Source organism: Thermoanaerobaculia bacterium, from assembly GCA_035260525.1.
GTDB lineage: Bacteria > Acidobacteriota > Thermoanaerobaculia > UBA5066 > DATFVB01 > DATFVB01.
On sequence record DATFVB010000046.1, the window covers coordinates 1 to 15,974 of the forward strand.

Annotated in this window: 16 protein-coding genes; 8 read left to right on the forward strand and 8 right to left on the reverse strand. The window is 70.7% G+C overall.

Going from position 1 to position 15,974, the window contains the following annotated elements; all coding sequences use genetic code 11:
• On the reverse strand, nucleotides 1–250 hold a 250-nt coding region (locus VKH46_02135), incomplete at its 3' end, for an NADH-quinone oxidoreductase subunit B (GenBank protein HKB69612.1).
• Nucleotides 251–536: 286 nt separating this feature from the next.
• On the opposite strand from VKH46_02135, the gene VKH46_02140 reads away from it, so the two are divergent.
• Both VKH46_02140 and VKH46_02145 read left to right on the forward strand, forming a co-directional pair.
• Complete coding sequence (locus tag VKH46_02140) at nucleotides 537–974, forward strand: CoA-binding protein (GenBank protein HKB69613.1); 438 nt, start codon at nucleotides 537–539, stop codon at nucleotides 972–974.
• A gap of 60 nt (nucleotides 975–1,034) precedes the next feature.
• The gene (locus tag VKH46_02145; protein HKB69614.1) at nucleotides 1,035–2,672 is read left to right on the forward strand and encodes a tetratricopeptide repeat protein; all 1,638 of its coding nucleotides are present in this window, start codon (nucleotides 1,035–1,037) and stop codon (nucleotides 2,670–2,672) included.
• Between the two features lie 132 nt (nucleotides 2,673–2,804).
• Here VKH46_02145 and VKH46_02150 read toward each other — a convergent pair whose 3' ends face one another.
• Nucleotides 2,805–3,320, reverse strand: a complete 516-nt coding sequence (locus VKH46_02150) for a peptide deformylase (protein HKB69615.1) — start codon at nucleotides 3,318–3,320, stop codon at nucleotides 2,805–2,807.
• Between the two features lie 20 nt (nucleotides 3,321–3,340).
• Between VKH46_02150 and VKH46_02155 the strand changes: the two genes are divergently transcribed.
• The 4 genes from VKH46_02155 (at nucleotide 3,341) to VKH46_02170 (ending at nucleotide 7,353) form a co-directional block, all read left to right on the forward strand.
• Entirely contained in the window at nucleotides 3,341–4,240 is a 900-nt protein-coding gene (locus VKH46_02155; protein ID HKB69616.1) for a diacylglycerol kinase family protein, read from the forward strand.
• A 48-nt stretch (nucleotides 4,241–4,288) separates the two neighbouring features.
• The gene (locus VKH46_02160; GenBank protein HKB69617.1) at nucleotides 4,289–4,717 is read left to right on the forward strand and encodes a BlaI/MecI/CopY family transcriptional regulator; all 429 of its coding nucleotides are present in this window, start codon (nucleotides 4,289–4,291) and stop codon (nucleotides 4,715–4,717) included.
• Complete coding sequence (locus tag VKH46_02165) at nucleotides 4,714–5,640, forward strand: M56 family metallopeptidase (protein ID HKB69618.1); 927 nt, start codon at nucleotides 4,714–4,716, stop codon at nucleotides 5,638–5,640. Before VKH46_02160 ends, VKH46_02165 begins: the two co-directional genes overlap by 4 nt.
• A 69-nt stretch (nucleotides 5,641–5,709) precedes the next feature.
• On the forward strand, nucleotides 5,710–7,353 hold the full coding sequence (locus VKH46_02170) for a tetratricopeptide repeat protein (GenBank protein ID HKB69619.1): 1,644 nt from the start codon (nucleotides 5,710–5,712) through the stop codon (nucleotides 7,351–7,353).
• Between the two features lies 1 nt (nucleotide 7,354).
• On the opposite strand, the gene VKH46_02175 is transcribed toward VKH46_02170, so the two are convergent.
• The 6 genes from VKH46_02175 to VKH46_02200 are packed head-to-tail and all read right to left on the reverse strand — an operon-like array spanning nucleotide 7,355 to nucleotide 14,558.
• Complete coding sequence (locus VKH46_02175) at nucleotides 7,355–8,254, reverse strand: VIT1/CCC1 transporter family protein (GenBank protein ID HKB69620.1); 900 nt, start codon at nucleotides 8,252–8,254, stop codon at nucleotides 7,355–7,357.
• A gap of 37 nt (nucleotides 8,255–8,291) precedes the next feature.
• Nucleotides 8,292–8,510, reverse strand: coding sequence for a DUF2892 domain-containing protein (locus VKH46_02180; protein ID HKB69621.1), 219 nt, complete (start codon nucleotides 8,508–8,510; stop codon nucleotides 8,292–8,294).
• Nucleotides 8,511–8,536: 26 nt separating this feature from the next.
• A complete protein-coding gene (locus VKH46_02185; protein ID HKB69622.1) occupies nucleotides 8,537–8,923 on the reverse strand; it encodes a hypothetical protein in 387 nt (128 codons plus the stop codon).
• Nucleotides 8,924–8,974: 51 nt separating this feature from the next.
• Nucleotides 8,975–12,163 (reverse strand): efflux RND transporter permease subunit, encoded by a 3,189-nt coding sequence (locus VKH46_02190; GenBank protein HKB69623.1) that lies wholly within the window; start codon nucleotides 12,161–12,163, stop codon nucleotides 8,975–8,977.
• Nucleotides 12,160–13,191, reverse strand: coding sequence for an efflux RND transporter periplasmic adaptor subunit (locus tag VKH46_02195; protein HKB69624.1), 1,032 nt, complete (start codon nucleotides 13,189–13,191; stop codon nucleotides 12,160–12,162). Before VKH46_02195 ends, VKH46_02190 begins: the two co-directional genes overlap by 4 nt.
• A gap of 5 nt (nucleotides 13,192–13,196) precedes the next feature.
• Nucleotides 13,197–14,558 carry a TolC family protein gene (locus tag VKH46_02200; protein ID HKB69625.1) on the reverse strand — a complete coding sequence of 454 codons (1,362 nt, stop codon included), beginning with the start codon at nucleotides 14,556–14,558 and terminating at the stop codon, nucleotides 13,197–13,199.
• A gap of 76 nt (nucleotides 14,559–14,634) precedes the next feature.
• Between VKH46_02200 and VKH46_02205 the strand changes: the two genes are divergently transcribed.
• Nucleotides 14,635–15,003 (forward strand): metalloregulator ArsR/SmtB family transcription factor, encoded by a 369-nt coding sequence (locus VKH46_02205; GenBank protein HKB69626.1) that lies wholly within the window; start codon nucleotides 14,635–14,637, stop codon nucleotides 15,001–15,003.
• Between the two features lie 75 nt (nucleotides 15,004–15,078).
• Nucleotides 15,079–15,974, forward strand: an 896-nt coding sequence (locus tag VKH46_02210) for a PQQ-dependent sugar dehydrogenase (protein ID HKB69627.1), incomplete at its 3' end; no start/stop codon positions are given.

A 15,974-nucleotide genomic window follows, 5' to 3' on the forward strand; every position in this document is an offset into this window, starting at 1 on the left:
TCTTCCGGAGGACGGGCGCGAGCTTGTCGACGACCGTGCCGGCGACGATCAGGAGGTCGGCCTGGCGCGGCGAGAAGCGCACGACCTCGGCCCCGAAGCGCGCCAGGTCGTAATGAGAGGAGACGATCGACATGTATTCGATGGCGCAGCAGGCGGTGCCGAACGGGAGGGGCCACAGGGAGTTCTTGCGCGCCCACGCGACGAGGTTGTCCAGACGGGTCGTGAAGAAGTCCGCGGAGCCGGAAGGCATCGTGTCGAGCGGGCGGGCCGGCGGACCGGCCGCGACGGGCTGCTTTGCTCCCAAACGCGCCATCGATCCGAATATATCAATGTCGGGCGCGCCGATGCATCGAGTACGGCGCCGCCGGGTTGAAGCGATCGCGTTCCGCGTCGCTCAACTCGGCGGGCTCCCCGCCGCTCAGCGCGAGCAGGCCGCGGCGGAAGAGGCGATGCGGACGGTGGGAACCGCGATACTTCGAAGGGGGTCGGCTGGCGTTTCCGACGGCCAGGTCGGACAATAGGTTGCCGGAGGACGCATGAGCGATCCCGTATGCGAGCTGCCGAAGAAGAACGCGTCGACCGAGGAGATCCGCCGGCTGCTCTCGGAGGCGAAGACGATCGCCGTCGTCGGGCTGTCGGACGATCCCGCGCGCGACAGCCACCGAATCGCGGCGTACCTGCAGGACCGGGGCTACCGCGTGATCCCCGTCAACCCGAGAGTCGGGGAAGTCCTCGGGGAAAAGGCGTATCCCGACCTCGCGAGCGTGCCGGTGCCGATCGACATCGTCGACGTGTTCCGCCGCGTCGAGGCGATCCCCGCGATCGTCGACGAGGCGATCGCGGCCGGCGCGAAGGCCGTCTGGATGCAGCTCGGCCTCGCCCACAACGCCTCGGCCGAGAAGGCGCGCGCCGCGGGGCTCGACGTCGTGATGAACAAGTGCATCATGGTCGAGCACCGGAGGCTCGGGCCCTGACGGATCTCCTGCAACTTTCCTTCCGGTGCCGCGTAGATGACGCCAGAGGGAGCGGCTGTCATGAGATGGATCCGGAATTCGACTGCGGTTGCGACCGGTCTCTTCTGGTCTGTCGCGTCGGCGGCGCCGGCGCCCGCGCGATCGGCCGAGCAATGGCGCCGGGACCTCGTGACGCTCGCCGCCGAACTTCCGAGAAGACACCCGAGGCCGTTCCACGCGGTTCGCGAGTCGGATTGGCGGGCCGCGGTCGCGGACCTCGACGCCCGAATCCCGACGCTTTCGCCGAACCAGACGAAGGTCGGATTCATGAAACTCGTCGCGATGATCGGGGACGGGCACACGGTGCTCTCGCCGTTGGCCGGGCCGGAGCTCGGATTTCACTCCGTGCCCGTTCGGTTCTACCAGTTCTCGAATGGCATTTTCGTTCGCGCGGCTGACGCCGAGCACCGAGATCTCATCGGTGCGCGGCTCACGACGGTCGGAACCGTCGGAGTGGACGAGGCTATCCGGCGCATCGCGCCGATCGTCTCCCGAGACAACGACGAGGGCCTGAAGCTCGTCGTGCCGAAGTACCTGGGGATTCCGGAAATTCTCGACGGGCTCGGGCTGATTTCCGGAGACGGCCGGGTCGCCTACCGCTTCGAAAAGGAAGGGAGGGTGATCGCGGCGGAGCTCGCGCCCGGCGCGGCTGTCGGATCAGACGTCCTCGGCGATCTCCTGCCATTCAAGAACCCGCCCGGCTGGATCGACGCCCGCGACGGCGCGGCAAACCCGCCGCCGCTCTGGCTCGTTGACCCGACGACGTTCTATCGGAAATCGTACGATGAGAAGAATCGCCTGCTCTACATTCAGTTCAACATCGTGGCGAATCGGCCCGGAGAAACGATCGCTCAGTTCTTCGGCGCGATCCCGGCGTTCGCCCGGGCGCATCCGGTTGAAAAGCTCGTGCTCGACGTTCGCCAGAACGCCGGCGGCAACAATCAACTGAACGCGCCGATCGTGCGGGCAGTTCTCGCGTCGGGGCTCGGGGAGCGGGGGAGGCTCTTCGTGGTGATCGGCCGCGAAACGTTTTCCGCGGCGGAAAACCTCGTGAACGACCTTTCGAAATTGGCGAGCCCGATTTTCGTCGGCGAGCCCACGGGCGCGAGTCCGAATGAATACGGCGACCCGGAGAGGGTGACGCTGCCGGAAAGCGGCCTCGTCGTTTCCGTCTCGACGTTCTTCTACACGGACGCCGGCCGCCACGCGGGGACCCGGACGAATCCGGAAGTGCCGACGGAGCTGTCGTTCGACGAATACCGGAACAACGTGGACCCCGCGATGGACCGGATCGTGAGGTACCGGTCTCTCACCGCGGCGCTCACCGCGGCGATCGCGGCGGCGGACTCGACCGGTCTCGATCGAGCCTATCGGGCGTTCAAGTCCTCGCCGGAGACGTCGTGGATCCAGACCGAGCGTGAAACGAATTCTCTCGGCTACTCCCTCCTCGGGGAAGGCAAGACTTCGCTCGCGGTCCTCTTGTTTCGTCTGAACGCGGAGTCGTACCCCGATTCGGTGAACGTTTACGACAGCCTTGGCGAGGCGTGCTCCGCAGCCGGAGACGTCACTTGCGCCCGCGAGAGCTACTCTCGGCTCCTCGAGCTCGATCCGGGAAACGACACGGCCCGACGGGCGCTCGCGAAGCTCCCTTCGCGCTGACCCCGGCCCCGGCGGCGCTTGGCGTCGTCCCGCCTCCCCGCGCCTCACGGTCGCGGCAAACGACAAGGAGCTTCGGAGCCAGAGCGGTCGCCCGCGTCCCGTATAACGGCGCGTATGGTCCGCGCCTGGCTCTTACCCGAACTTGACGGTGTAGGCGAGCGACTTGAGGTCCTTCATCCGGTCCACGTACACGATCCCGTCCAGGTGGTCGATCTCGTGCTGCAGGACCCGGGCGTGGAACCCCTCCGCCTCGAATTCGACCGGCTTTCCCTTCCGGTCGATCGCCCGCACGCGGACTTTCTTGTACCGCGGGACCTCGCCTCCCCAGAGGAACGGCAGCGAAAGGCATCCCTCGGAATCGGTCTCCATCTCGTCGCCGACCGGCTCGTAGCGCGCGTTGAAGTAGACGGTCGGGGCGACGGCCTTCTCCTTCTTGTTCCGCCGTTCGGGAACGACCTCGTAGAGGAACACGCGCAGTCCCGTGAAGACCTGAGGCGCGGCGATGCCGGTGCCGTCGTACTCGCGCATCGTGTCCATGAGCATGGTTACGAACGGCTCGAAAGCGCCCCGGGCGACGGCTTTCGGGTCCACGTCGACGGCCACTTCGCGCAGGACTTTGACGCCGAGCTTGGAAACCTTCAGAATCATGGGAAGCGAAGAATATCCCAATGAAATCTCCGATCCGCGTGGTCTTGAATCCCGTTGCGGGGAACGGCCGCGCCCGGTCCGAGGCGGCGCCCGTGACTCGCCGGCTGCGCGAGCTCGGCGCGGAGTTCGAGATCGTGCGCACGCTCGCTCCGGGCCATGCGACCGAGCTCGCGCGAGAGTTCGCCGCGAAGGAAGCCGACGGCGTCGTCGCCGTCCTCGGCGGGGACGGCACCGTGCACGAGGTCGTCCAGGCGCTCGGCGCGAGCGGCGGACGGGGGGTCCTCGCGTTCATTCCGGGCGGCGGGGGAAACGACGCGCGGCGCACGATCGGATCCCCGAACGATGTCTTCTCGGCGGTGGAGGTCGCAGCCGCCGGAGCCGAGAAGCGGCTCGATCTCGGCCGCTTTGCCGGCGAGCTCTTCTTCAACGGCGTCGGGGTCGGCCTCGACGGCGCGGCGGCGGCCCGGTCGAAGGCGTTCACCCGGCTGCGCGGCCTGCCGGCCTACCTGCTCGCGGCGGTGGCCACGATCGCGACGTTCGAAGCGCCGGTCCTTCGTCTCGAGGGGGCCGGGTTTCGCCGGGAGGAGAGGGCCCTCCTCTGCGCGATCGGCAACGGGCCGTCGTGCGGCGGCGGGTTCCTCCTCACGCCGGACGCGCGGCCGGACGACGGCCTCCTCGACGCGTGCCTCTTCGGCGCGCTCGGGCGGCTCGCGACGCTCGCGAACCTGCCGAAGGCGTTGACCGGCGCGCACCGGACCCATCCGAAGGCGTCTTTCTTCCGCGGCGCGTCGTTCATGCTCTCGGCGGACCGGCCGCTCTTCGCCCATGTCGACGGCGAGATCCGCCGCCCGGAGTTCCCCGTGACGTTCACGGTCGAGCCGGGCGTGATCCGGGTGCGGGCCTCCCTCGCGAAATCCTGACCGGAGCCGGCGAAACCTTTTCGTCCGACCGCCGTCCTATATCGACAGATGTCACGATTCGCGCGGCGATCCGCGTCCCGGCGATCCGGAATCCCGCCCCCGGCGGCGGAGCTGGAAGTCCTCGCGTGTCTGAGGCAAGGAGGAGAGCTCGACGCCCGCGCCATCCGGGAGGCGCTCCGGCCGACCCGCCCGCTCTCGCATTCCTCGGTCGCAACGCTCCTGGGACGGCTGGAGGCGAAGGGGCTCGTCGCGCGCCGGCCGGCGGAGAGCGGGAAAGCCTACCTCTACCGGGCGTCCGGGAAGTCGGGCGAAGCGATGGAGGGCTTGCTGCGCCGCCTCGTCCGACGGGTCTTCGGCGGCGACCGGTTGTCCGTGGTCTCCACACTTTACGCGGAGCCCGTGTCGAAGGAGGAGATCGAAGAGCTCCGGCGGCTCGTCGAGACCCTCGGCGAGCGGGGTCGGGGAGACGCATCGTGAGCGCGGGATCGGCGGTCGCCCGCGAGTGGGCGCTGCATCTCTTCCAGATGACGCTTCAGGGAAGCCTCGTCGCGGCTCTCCTCCTTGCGTTTGCCGCGGCGTCGCCGCGATCGTCGCCGAGGTTCCGCTCCGCTCTCCTGTCGATCGCGCTCGCGAAATTCGTCGTCCCGCCGATGCTTCCGTTCCCGACCGGCGTCTTCAGCCGGTTCGACGCGTCGCCGCGGGCGTTCTTCTCCCGGTGCGGCGTGGGGGCGTGCGCGGCGATCGCCCTGCTGCACGGCACGGGTTTCGCCGTGTCCCTCGCGCGCCTCGTTGCCGTCCGCCGTCGGGCCCGGGGCTGGGTCCGGCGGTCGAGGCCGCTGGAGGGCTCCGCCGCCGGCGTGTCCGCCGCGGCTGAAGCCTGGATCTCGGAGGACGTCGCGGTTCCGTGCGCGGTCGGCGGCCGCATCCTGCTGCCGGAGCGGCTCGCGGCCGCGCTCGCGAAGGGCGAGCTCGAGGCGGTGATCCTGCACGAGAGGGAGCACCTGGCGAGGCGCGATCCGGCGATGGCGGCTTTCGAGGGCTTCGTGGCGGCGTTCTGGTGGTTCCATCCGATCGCCCGCGTCCTCCTCGCCCGGCGGCGCGAGATCCGGGAGGAGCGGTGCGACGACGCGGTCCTCCGCCGGGTTTCCCGCGACACGTACCGCCGGGCGCTCGTCGCGGCGGCCGCGTTCGCGGGAGCCGGGCGGCCGGCGGCGAGCGTCGCCGCGACCGGACCGGCCGCGGAGCTCGCGCGCCGGCTGAGGCGGATCGCCGATTCGAGTCCGCGGCGCCGCCGCCGGATCGCCGCGGCTGTCGCGGTCGCCGCGGCCACGGCGCTGCTCCTGCCGGGCGTGCGGCCGGCCGCCGGACCCGCCTTCCACGCCGAGAGGACCTCGCGGTGATTCGCGCGTCTGGGCAAAGCGCGGGCGCTCGCGATGAATATCGACATTTGTCGTTGTGAAGGAGGACCCATGTGGATTCGACGGATCGTCTTCGTTCTCGGCGCGGCCTTCGCGGCGCGTCTCGGCGCGCAAATCCCCGACGACCTCTCCGCCCGGCGCGACGACCTGCGCGCGCTCGCGGAGGGGCTGCCGCGCCTCCACGCGAACGCTTTCCACGACGTGTCGCGGGCGGAGTGGGAGCGCGCCGTCGCGGCGCTCGACGCCGCGATCCCGTCGGTCGATCGGGAGGAGCTCGCCGTGGGGTTGATGCGTCTCGTCGCGAAGATCGGGGACGGCCACACGAGCCTGACGCCCTTCTTCAATCCGAAGCTCGGGTTCCATGCCGTCGGCGCGCGGCTGTACGCGTTCTCGGACGGCATTTTCGTGCGCGCCGCGGAGCCGGCCCGAAGGGACCTCGTCGGCGCGAAGCTCGTCGCCGTCGGCGGCGTCAACGTCGAAGAGGCGTTCCGGCGCGTCGCGGAGACGGTGCCGCACGACAACGACGAGGGCCTCCGGCAGGTCGTTCCGATGTATTTCGGGATCCCGGAGATCCTCCACGGCGTCGGGCTCGGTTCGCCTCGGGAAGCCGCGTGGACTCTCGAGAAGGACGGGCGGCGCTTCGACGTCGCCCTCCCCGGCACGGCGCTCCTCGGCGCCGGCGGGCAGGGCCACGCGGGAGCCGCGGCATGGGCGACGCCGGAGGGATGGATCGACGCGCGAACCGCGTCCGGCGCGGCGGCGCCCTTCTGGCTGAGACACGCGGGGGATCTCCGCGCGATGGAATACATCCCCGATCGCCGCCTCCTGTACGTCGCCTACAACGCCGTGGCGGACGCGCCCGGCGATTCCGTCGCCGCGTTCTTCGCCCGCGTGTTCCGGATCGCCGCGGAACACCCGGTCGACCGCCTCGTCCTCGACATCCGGAACAACTCCGGCGGGAACAATTACCTCAATGCGCCGATCGTGCGCGGGCTCCTGCGGTCGCACCTCGACGAGCGAGGGAAGCTCTTCGTCGTGATCGGCCGGGCGACCTTCTCGGCCGCGCAGAACCTCGTCGACGACCTTTCCCGGCTCGCCGAGCCGATCTTCGTCGGGGAACCGACGGGGTCGCGTCCGAGCCAGTACGGCGACCACGATCCCCTCGTGCTGCCGCGGAGCGGGATCACGGTGATGGTGTCTCGGATGTTCTGGCCCGACCGCACCTCTCCCGATCCGCGCCGCTGGACGGCGCCCGACGTCTCGGCGCCGCTCTCCTTCACCGACTACCGCGACGGGCGCGACCCGGCGCTCGAAGCGATCGAACGCTACCGATCCATCGCCCGGGCGCTCGCCCCGGCAATCGCCGCCGGGGACCCCGCCGCCGTCGAAAGAGAGGCGCGGGCGTTCCCCCGCGATCCGGCATCGGCCGCCGCGACCGAGCGGGAGGCCAACGGCGTCGGGTACCGCCTTCTCGCGGAAGGAAGGGTTCCCTTCGCGATCACGGTATTGCGCGTCAACGTCGAGCGGTATCCGCAGTCGCCCAACGCCCACGACAGTCTCGGCGAGGCGTATCTCGCCGCGGGAGATTACGCGCGGGCGCGGGCGAGCTACCGCGAGGTTCTTGCGCTCGACCCCGGAAACGCGAACGCCCAACGCATGCTCCGGACGATCGACGAGCGGGAAAAGCCTCGATGACTCACGGGGAGACGCCGGCGATCCGCCGCAGCAGGAGACCGAGGAGGAACGCCACGGCCGCGACGCCGATCGAGAAGAGCGCCATCTGGGTCATCTGCGACGCGAAGCGGCGCTCGAGGATCACGGCGGAATAGAACGAGGCGCCGGCGATGATCGCCAGGACGGCGGCGGCCATGACCGCCATGGCGGGGAAGAGGCTCCCGATCAGAGCGTAGGGGAGGATGAGGAGCGCCACGACCGTGAGATACGCGCCGCCGGTGTACGCGGCTGCCTTGAGGGGATCCTTCCCTTCCTCGTGACGGGCCTGCATGAAAGCGGACGCCGACATCGAGAGGGTCGCGGCGATCCCGGTGATCGCGCCGGCGAGCGCGACGACCGCGGTCCGGCGGAACGCGAACGAGAAGCCGACGAGCGCTCCGGTCAGCTCGATCAGGCCGTCGTTGGCGCCGAGGACCATGCTCGAGAGGAACTCGATCTTCTGTTCCCGCACCTGGCCGATCAGGCGGCTCTCGTGCAGGTTCTCGTGCTCCAGGATCCGGGTGATCGCGGCGCGGATCCGCCCGTCGCTCACCTCGTCGAGGAGCCCGCGATACGCGGCGATCATCTGCTTCTCCCGCCGCTCGAGGAGCTTGGCGGTGAACGTGAGGCCGAACAGCCGACGGACGACCCGGTAGGCGAGGCGGATCGGCGCGCCGACGCGGAAGTTCTTGCGGGGCGAGAGGTCGAGCCAGAAGCGGTAATCCTCGAGCTCGTGGCCGATCAATTCCTCGAGGATCCGCTTGAATTCCGCGTTGGACTCCCGATCGGCCAGAACCGTATAGATGACCCAGTCGCGGTACTGGTTGTACGCGAAATGCTCGGCGGCCCGGTCCAGGGCGGCCTTGGGTGCCGGAGCGGACATCGGCCGATTATGGCCCACGCCGCTCCGGCCTCTCCGGCTACGCCGGGTGCGGCTGCCGGCGCTGCTCGACGCGCGGCACGCCGAGCTTTCCGAGGAGCCACATCATCGGGCACCAGTTCGTGAATGCCGATTGAAAGAGATTCAGCCCCACGAAGGCCGTGAAGAGGTAGAAGCCCGGGTGCACCCACCAGCCGAGCGCGAGGCTCGCGAGCACGAAGGCCCCGCCGATTCCCCGAAGAGCGCGTTCCTGGTTCATCGATTTCTCCTTTCCAACCAACCGGTCTATCGGGTCCGTCCGCGCGACCAGAGCGGAACCCCGTGTTCGTCTCGAAGGCGACAGGTCTTGTCGCCCTTCTTGACCTCGCGAGCGATGATGGTCCGGGTCGCCGGGTCGGCGGCCCCGGTCACTTCGATGGCGTCGCCTTTCGCCGGTTCGAGACCGGCGCTCCGGGCGAAGTCCTTCGGGCCGAGGGCGACGTCCCATTTTTCCTCGCCGGCCGCCAGCGTGACGTGCAGGCCGCTGTCGCGGCGCCCTCCCGGAACCTCGACGACCGCCTCGACCGTGCCGGAGACCGTCTTCTCCTTCGACACGTCGTAGCGCGGCGCTCTCGGGCCTCTCTGCGCGAAAACGAGGCTGCTCGCGAGCAACGCCGCGGCCGCGAGCGCCATGATGGGGATTCTTCGTATCCGTTCCATCGATGCCTCCTTGCCGGCTGAGTGTTAAGCGGCGACGGCCGCGCCGGCGGCGTGCCGTTTCCGCGTCAGGACGTAGTAGAGGACGGGGACCGTCATTCGGGAAAGGAGCGTCGCCGCGACTTCGCCCATCATCAGAGAGATCGCGAGCCCCTGGAAGATCGGATCGAAAAGGATCACGGCCGACCCCGCGACGACCGCGGCGGCCGTCAGCAGCATCGGGCGGAAGCGCACCGCGCCCGCTTCGACGACGGCCTCTTCGAGCGGCATGCCGGCGCGCACCTTCAGCTCGATGAAATCGACGAGGATGATCGAGTTCCGGACGATGATGCCCGCTCCGGCGATGAATCCGATCATCGAAGTGGCGGTGAAGAACGCGCCGAAGAGGAGGTGCCCCGGAAGGATGCCGATCAGCGAGAGCGGAATCGGGAGCAGGATCGCGATCGGCGTGCGGAAGCTCTGGAACCACGCCACCACGAGGAGCGTGATCAGCACCAGGACGATCGCGAACGCGATCCCGAGATCGCGGAAGACCTCGTACGTGATCTGCCATTCGCCGTCCCATTTCAGCGCGGGGAAATCGCTCGTCTCCGGCGGCCGGATGGAATAGCGCCGGACCTTCTGGCCCCCGGGGAGCCGCAGGGCGTCGATCTTCCCGTTGAGGGCGGCGAGCGCGTAGACGGGACTCTCTTTCTGGCCGGCGAGATCGCCGAAGACGTAGACGACGGGCCTCAGGTCCTTGTGCAGGATCGGCTGGGGCGACGGTTCGCGCTCCGGCTTGGCGAGCTCGGAGAGGGAAATCTGCGCGCCCTCGCGCGACGCGACGCGCAGGCCGAGGCGCCGGCTCAGGGAGTCCCGGTCCTCCGGGGACAGCTGCAGGCGAATCGGCACGGGCTCGCGCCGCCGCGGAAGGTCGAGCGCCCCGACGATCTCTCCCTGTCCGGAAGCGGCGATCGTCTCCGCCGCCGCCCCGGGCGCGACGGCGTGGGACGCGGCCTTCTCGGCGTCGACCCTCAGACGGATCCGGTCGTGCGGCGCTTCGAGGGAGTCGTCGACGTCGACCACTCCCGGCGTCGTGTCGAAGAATCCACGAATGCGCGCGGCGAGCTCCTCCCGCGCGCGCTCCCCGGGTCCGTAGATTTCCGCGACGAGCGTGTCGAGCACCGGCGGGCCCGGCGGGATCTCGATCACCTTCACGCGCGCCCGGCGGCCGCGCGCGATCGGGTCCAGGAGGACGCGCACGCGCTTGGCGATCGCGTGGCTCTGCGCCGAGCGGTCCCCTTTCGGCACGAGATTGACCTGCACGTCGGCGCGATTGGGCTCGCGGCGCAGAAAGTAGTGGCGGACCAGGCCGTTGAAATTGAACGGCGCGGGGGCGCCGGCGTAGATCTGGTAATTCGCGATCTCCGGGACCGCGTCGAGCGCGCGTCCGACCCGGCGCGCGGTCTCGAGCGTCTCTTCGAGCGGCGTTCCCTCGTTCTGGTCGATCAGCACCTGGAACTCGCTCTTGTTGTCGAAGGGGAGCATCTTCACGCGGACGAGGCCGAACGCGACGGTCGCGACCGAGAGGAGGAGCAGCGCGGCGACGCCGAGGAAGAAGATGCGCCGGCGACCGGCGTCGCGGATCAGGGTTCCCATCATGCGCCGGTAGAGGCGCGTCGCGCGTCCCTCGGCGGCGCCGGGCGACTCCGGGATCCGGTGGGCGGTCTTGAAGATGCGGAGCGCCGCCCAGGGAGAGACGATGAAGGCGACGGCGAGCGAGAAGAGCATGGCAAACGACGCGCCGGCCGGGATCGGCCTCATGTACGGGCCCATGAGGCCGCGGACGAAGGCCATCGGCAGGATCGCCGCGATGACGGTGAACGTGGCGAGGATCGTCGGCGCGCCGACCTCCGCGACGGCGTGGACCGCGACCACGGAGAGCGGCTCGCCGGGCCGCTCGCGGTGATGGCGCTCGATGTTCTCGACGACGACGATCGCGTCGTCGACGAGGATGCCGATCGAGAAGATCAGGGCGAAGAGGGTCACGCGATTGAGCGTGTAGCCGAACAGGTAATACACGAAGAGCGTGAGGGCGAGCGTCACCGGCACCGCGATCGCGACGACGGCGGCGCTGCGCCACCCCATCGCGAGCGCGATCAGAACCGTGACGGAGAGCGTGGCGAGCAGAAGGTGCTCGACGAGCTCGTTCGCCTTCTCGTTGGCGGTCTTGCCGTAGTCCCGGGTGACGGCGACGCGGACGCCCGCGGGGAGCAGGCGCGGCCGGAGGGCGTCGAGCTTCGCGAGCACCTGGCGGGAGAGGGTCGTGGCATTGGTTCCCGGCCGTTTCGAGACCGAGATCGTGACGGCCGGCTCGAGCGCCGACCCTCGCCCGGCGGAGAAGACGTAGTCGGTCGTTTCATCGGGTCCGTCCACGACGCGGGCGACGTCCGAGAGGAGGATCGGGGCCGGACCGCGCCGTCCCACGACGGCCCGCGCGACGTCGCTCCCGTCGCGGAAGAGAGATCCCGTCTCGACGGCGAGGATCCGGTCCCCGGTAATCTCGTCGCCCGCCGGAAGCCGGGCCTGCGCGGCGCGGAGGGCGCCGCTGACGTCGGCCCAGGTCAGGCCGGCCGCGGCGAGGCGGGCGGGGTCGGGCTCGACCCGGACGACGCGCGGCGGGCCGCCGGTGACCGTGACGCGGGTCGTGTTCTCCACTTCGGCGATCTCCCGGGCGAGCTCGTCGGCGAGCACGCGGAGCGACGCGGGCGTCTGCCGGGGACCCGAGATCGTGAGCGTCAGGAAGGGAACGTCGTCGATCGACTTCAACTCGACGACCGGGGGAGGCACTTCCGAGGGGAGCTCGGAACGCACCGTCCCGAGCCGCTCGTACACCTTCACGAGCGACGCTTCGTTCGGCTCGTTCACCCGGAAACGAACCGTCACGAGGGCGCTTCCGGTTCGCGCGGTCGAGTAGACGTGCTCGACGCCGGCGATGCCCCACATCGCCTTTTCGATGGGCTCGACGACGCGCCGCGCGATCTCCTCGGGGGGAGCGCCCGGGTCGGCCGCGAAGACGTCGACCATCGGGACGCGGATCTGCGGCTCCTCCTCGCGGGGCGTCACCGCGAGCGAGAGGAAACCCAGCGCGATCGCGCCGACGATCAGGAGCGGCGTCAGCTTGCTGTGCAGGAAGGCGCGCGCGAGGGCGCCGGCGATTCCCCGGCGGTCGTTCATCGGGGGGCGAGGACGACGGGGGCGCCGTCGGCCAGATCTCCCGGGGAAAGGACGACCCGGTCGCCCGGCGCGAGCCCCGCGCGCACCTCGACCTCGTCGCCGCGGCGCGGGCCCACGTCGATCCAGCGCAGCGACGCCTTTCCTTCGTCGACGACGAAAACGCCCGTCAGCCCCCCGCGCTCGACGACGGCGGCCGCGGGGACGATGCGGCGCGGAGGCGCCGAGGAATCGGGCACCTCGACGCTCGCGAAGAGGCCGGAACGCAGCCGCGGATCGGCGGGGAGGTTCGCGCGCAGCAGGAACCGGTGGGTCTCCCGGTCGCCGGCGGGAGAAACCGTGCGCACGACGGCCGGAACGGGGTCGGGAATTCCGTCCACCCGTACGGCGACGGTGCTCCCGGCCGGCAGGTCCGCGATCGCGCCGCCCTCGATCGACGCCTGCGCTTCGAAGCCGGCGTCGGACTCGAGGGCGATCAGCTTCTCGCCCGGTTGAACGTGGTCGCCGGCGTGGATCGGCACCGACGCGACGCGTCCCTCGAAAGGAGCCGTCAGGTTCACGTAGGAGAGCCCGGCTCGCGCCTCCGCGAGGGCCGCGCGGGCGGATGCCGCGGCGGAGTCGGCGAGCTCCTTCTCGCGCGGGGTGGCCGCCTGCGTGGCCGCGAGCCGGTCCGTCCGGGCCTTTTCGGCGGATGCCGCCGAGAGCGCGGCTTCGGCGGCGGATATCCGCGCCGCGAGCTCGCCGCTGTCGAGCTGCGCGAGGCGCTGTCCCTTCCGGACGCGCATTCCCTCGGAGACGAACACGGCCTTCACCGTCGCCGCCGAGCGCGACGTGATCTCCGCCGCTTCCCGGGCGGCGACCACGCCGGGCACGGCCCGCACGCCTCCCGCAGAGGTGTCCCGGACCGCCGCCACGCGCACCGCGACGGGAGCGCGAGCGGCTTCGCGGCGCGGTTGCGCCCGCCGGCACCCGGCGAAGCCGGCGGCGCCGAGCAGCGCGAGAGAAACCGAAATCGGGGCGGACTGGCGCATGTTCCTCACCTCTCTCCGGCCGCGCGTTTCAGCGCCGCCTCGGCCACCGCGACCCGCGCGGCGCCGCGTGCTTGCGCCGATTCGGCCGCCGCGGCCGCGCTTTCCGCGTCGAGGATGTCGACGAGCGCGGCTTTTCCGGCCTCCCAGCGTTCCCGGGCGACCCGGTAGACCTCCTCCGCCTCGCGGCGTCCGTCGAGAGCGGCGGCGGCTTCCAGCCGCGCGACCTGGAGGTCGCGCCATCGCGCCTCGACCTCGAGGCGGACCGCGTCGGCGGCGCCGCGCCGGCCTTCGCGCGCCGCGCGGGCGGCGTCGGCCGCCGCTGCGTTCTTCGCCCGCCGGGCGGGGTCCCAGAGCGCCCAGTGGAGACGCAGCTCGACCGTCGCGCTGCCTCTTCCGTTCTCCCAGCGGTTCCGGTCGTCCTGCCACCCGCCGAAGAGCTGGAGCGCGGGCCGGGCGGAAGCCCGTTCCCGCTGCGCGAGCGCCGCCGAGACGTCGGAGACGGCGCCCGCCGCGGCGAGCTCGGGGCTTGCGGCGTCCGCGCGCGCGAGCCACTGCTCGAGGGGAAGGCCGGACGAACCGGCATCGGGAGCCGGGGAGAGCTCGACGGGCGCGGCGGGCGGCCATCCGAGCAGGACGCGCAGGCGGGAGCGCGCGAGCTCCGATTGAGAGCGCGCGCGGGCGGCGTCGACTTCGCGCTGGCGGCGCCGCGTGCGCACCCGGAGCACGTCCGCCTCGAGCGCGGAGCCGGCATCGCGGCGCATCGTCACCGAGCGTTCGAGCTCCCGGGCGGCGTCGAGCGACTTCTCGGCGGCGGCGAGGCCGCGGTCGGCCTCGACGATTCCGAAGTAGGAACGGACGGTCTCGACCTCGGCGTCCGCCTCGGCGGCGCGCGCCCGGGCGTCTTCCGCCCGGGCCGAGGCCTCGGCGGCGCGTTTACCGGACCGGCCCGCCCCGAAGACGTCGACGGGGAGCCGGAGGCCGACCGACGTCTCGAGGTTGGCGTCGAAACCGGGGTTGTTGAGCCGTTCGAGGGCGAAGTCCTCGCCGGTGAATTCCCCGCGGTCGAGCTTCTGCGCGAAGGCCCGCGCGGGGACCTCCGTCCGGTCCCAGACGGAGTCGAGCGAGAGATCCGGCGCCCAGAAGAGCGACGCGGCCCGCGCCTGCTCCTCCGCGGAGCGGGCCCGCGCCCGGGCGGCCGCGACCTGCGGCGAAGCGGCGCGGGCGGCCGCGATCGCGTCGGGGAGCGAGAGCGGCGCGCCGGCGGAAATTCCGATGGCCGCGGCCAGGGCCGCCGCGGCGGCGAACGGGATTCGCGCGGACGAAGTCATCGCCCCGGAATTGTCCCGCCGGCCGCCCCGGACGCGCATGGTGCGATTGGATCAATCATCGGCGCCCTTATATTCCAATATTCGCATAAAGTAAAGTCATGATATGATCGCCGGCATGCGGAAGAACGGGATGCGGGCGCTGACTCCGGAGGCGCTCGAGCTCGTCGCGGGCCGGTTCCGGACGCTCGCCGACCCCCTGCGGCTCCGGATCCTGCAGGCCCTCCAACGGAGAGAGCTCAACGTCGGCGAGCTGACCGCGATCCTCGGAGCCACGCAGCCGAACGTCAGCAAACAGCTGAAGGCCCTCCGCGAGGGCGGCTTCGTCGGACGCCGGGCGGAGGGGACGAGCGCCTACTGGTTCATCGCGGACCCCGCCGTGTTCGCCCTGTGCGACCTCGTCTGCGTCGGGCTGCAGGCGCGGCTCTCGTCGCACGCGCGCCTGCTCGCGGCGAGCGGGGCCGAGCCGCGACGCCGGGGGCGGTGAGGATCGTCGCCCGCCCGATCATGATCAAAGGAACGTAACCGCCGCGGCAGCCGCCGCATCGGCTATCCTCGGATCGTGCGGAAGACGGTCCTGCGCGCGGTCGTCCTCGCGGCCGGTTTAGCGGCGGCCGGGAGAGCCTCGGCCCAACGCCGGCTGCCGCTCGACAAGATCAAACTGCCGCCCGGGTTCCACGTCGACCTCTACGCGACCCCGGTGCCGGAAGCGCGCTCGATGGCGCTTTCGCCGTCCGGCACGGTATTCGTCGGGACGAAGGACGGGAACGTCTACGCGCTCACCAACCGGTCCGGCGGGCCGAAGGCCGACGGGATCGTGATCGTGGCGCGAGGACTTCACGCCCCGAACGGCGTCGCCGTGCGCGACCGAGCGCTCTACGTCGCCGAGGTCGGCCGGATCTGGCGTTTCGACGACATCGACAAGACGCTCGAGGCGCCGCGACGGCCCGCGCTCGTCACGAAGCAGCTTCCGCCGGACGAGTGGCACGGCCTGCGGGTCATCCGGTTCGGTCCCGACGGTCTCCTCTATTTCGGGATCGGCGTCCCGTGCAACGTCTGCGAAAAGCGGGATCCGTACGGGACGATCATGCGAATGCGGCCCGACGGCTCGGGTCTCGAGGTCTTCGCGCGCGGCATCCGCAACAGCGTCGGCTTCGACTGGAACCCGCGGACGAAGGAGCTCTGGTTCACCGACAACGGCCGCGACGACCTGGGGGACGACGTTCCGCCCGACGAGCTGAACCGCGCTCCGCGCGCCGGCATGAACTTCGGATTCCCGTACTGCCACGGCGGGACGATCGCCGATCCGGAGCTCGGGAAGAAACACCCGTGCTCGCAGTTCACGGCGCCCGAGCAGAAGCTCGGGGCGCACGTGGCGTCTCTCGGGATGCGCTTCTACACGGGCTCGATGTTCCCTTCCGAATATCGCGGCCAGATCTTCATCGCCGAGCACGGCTC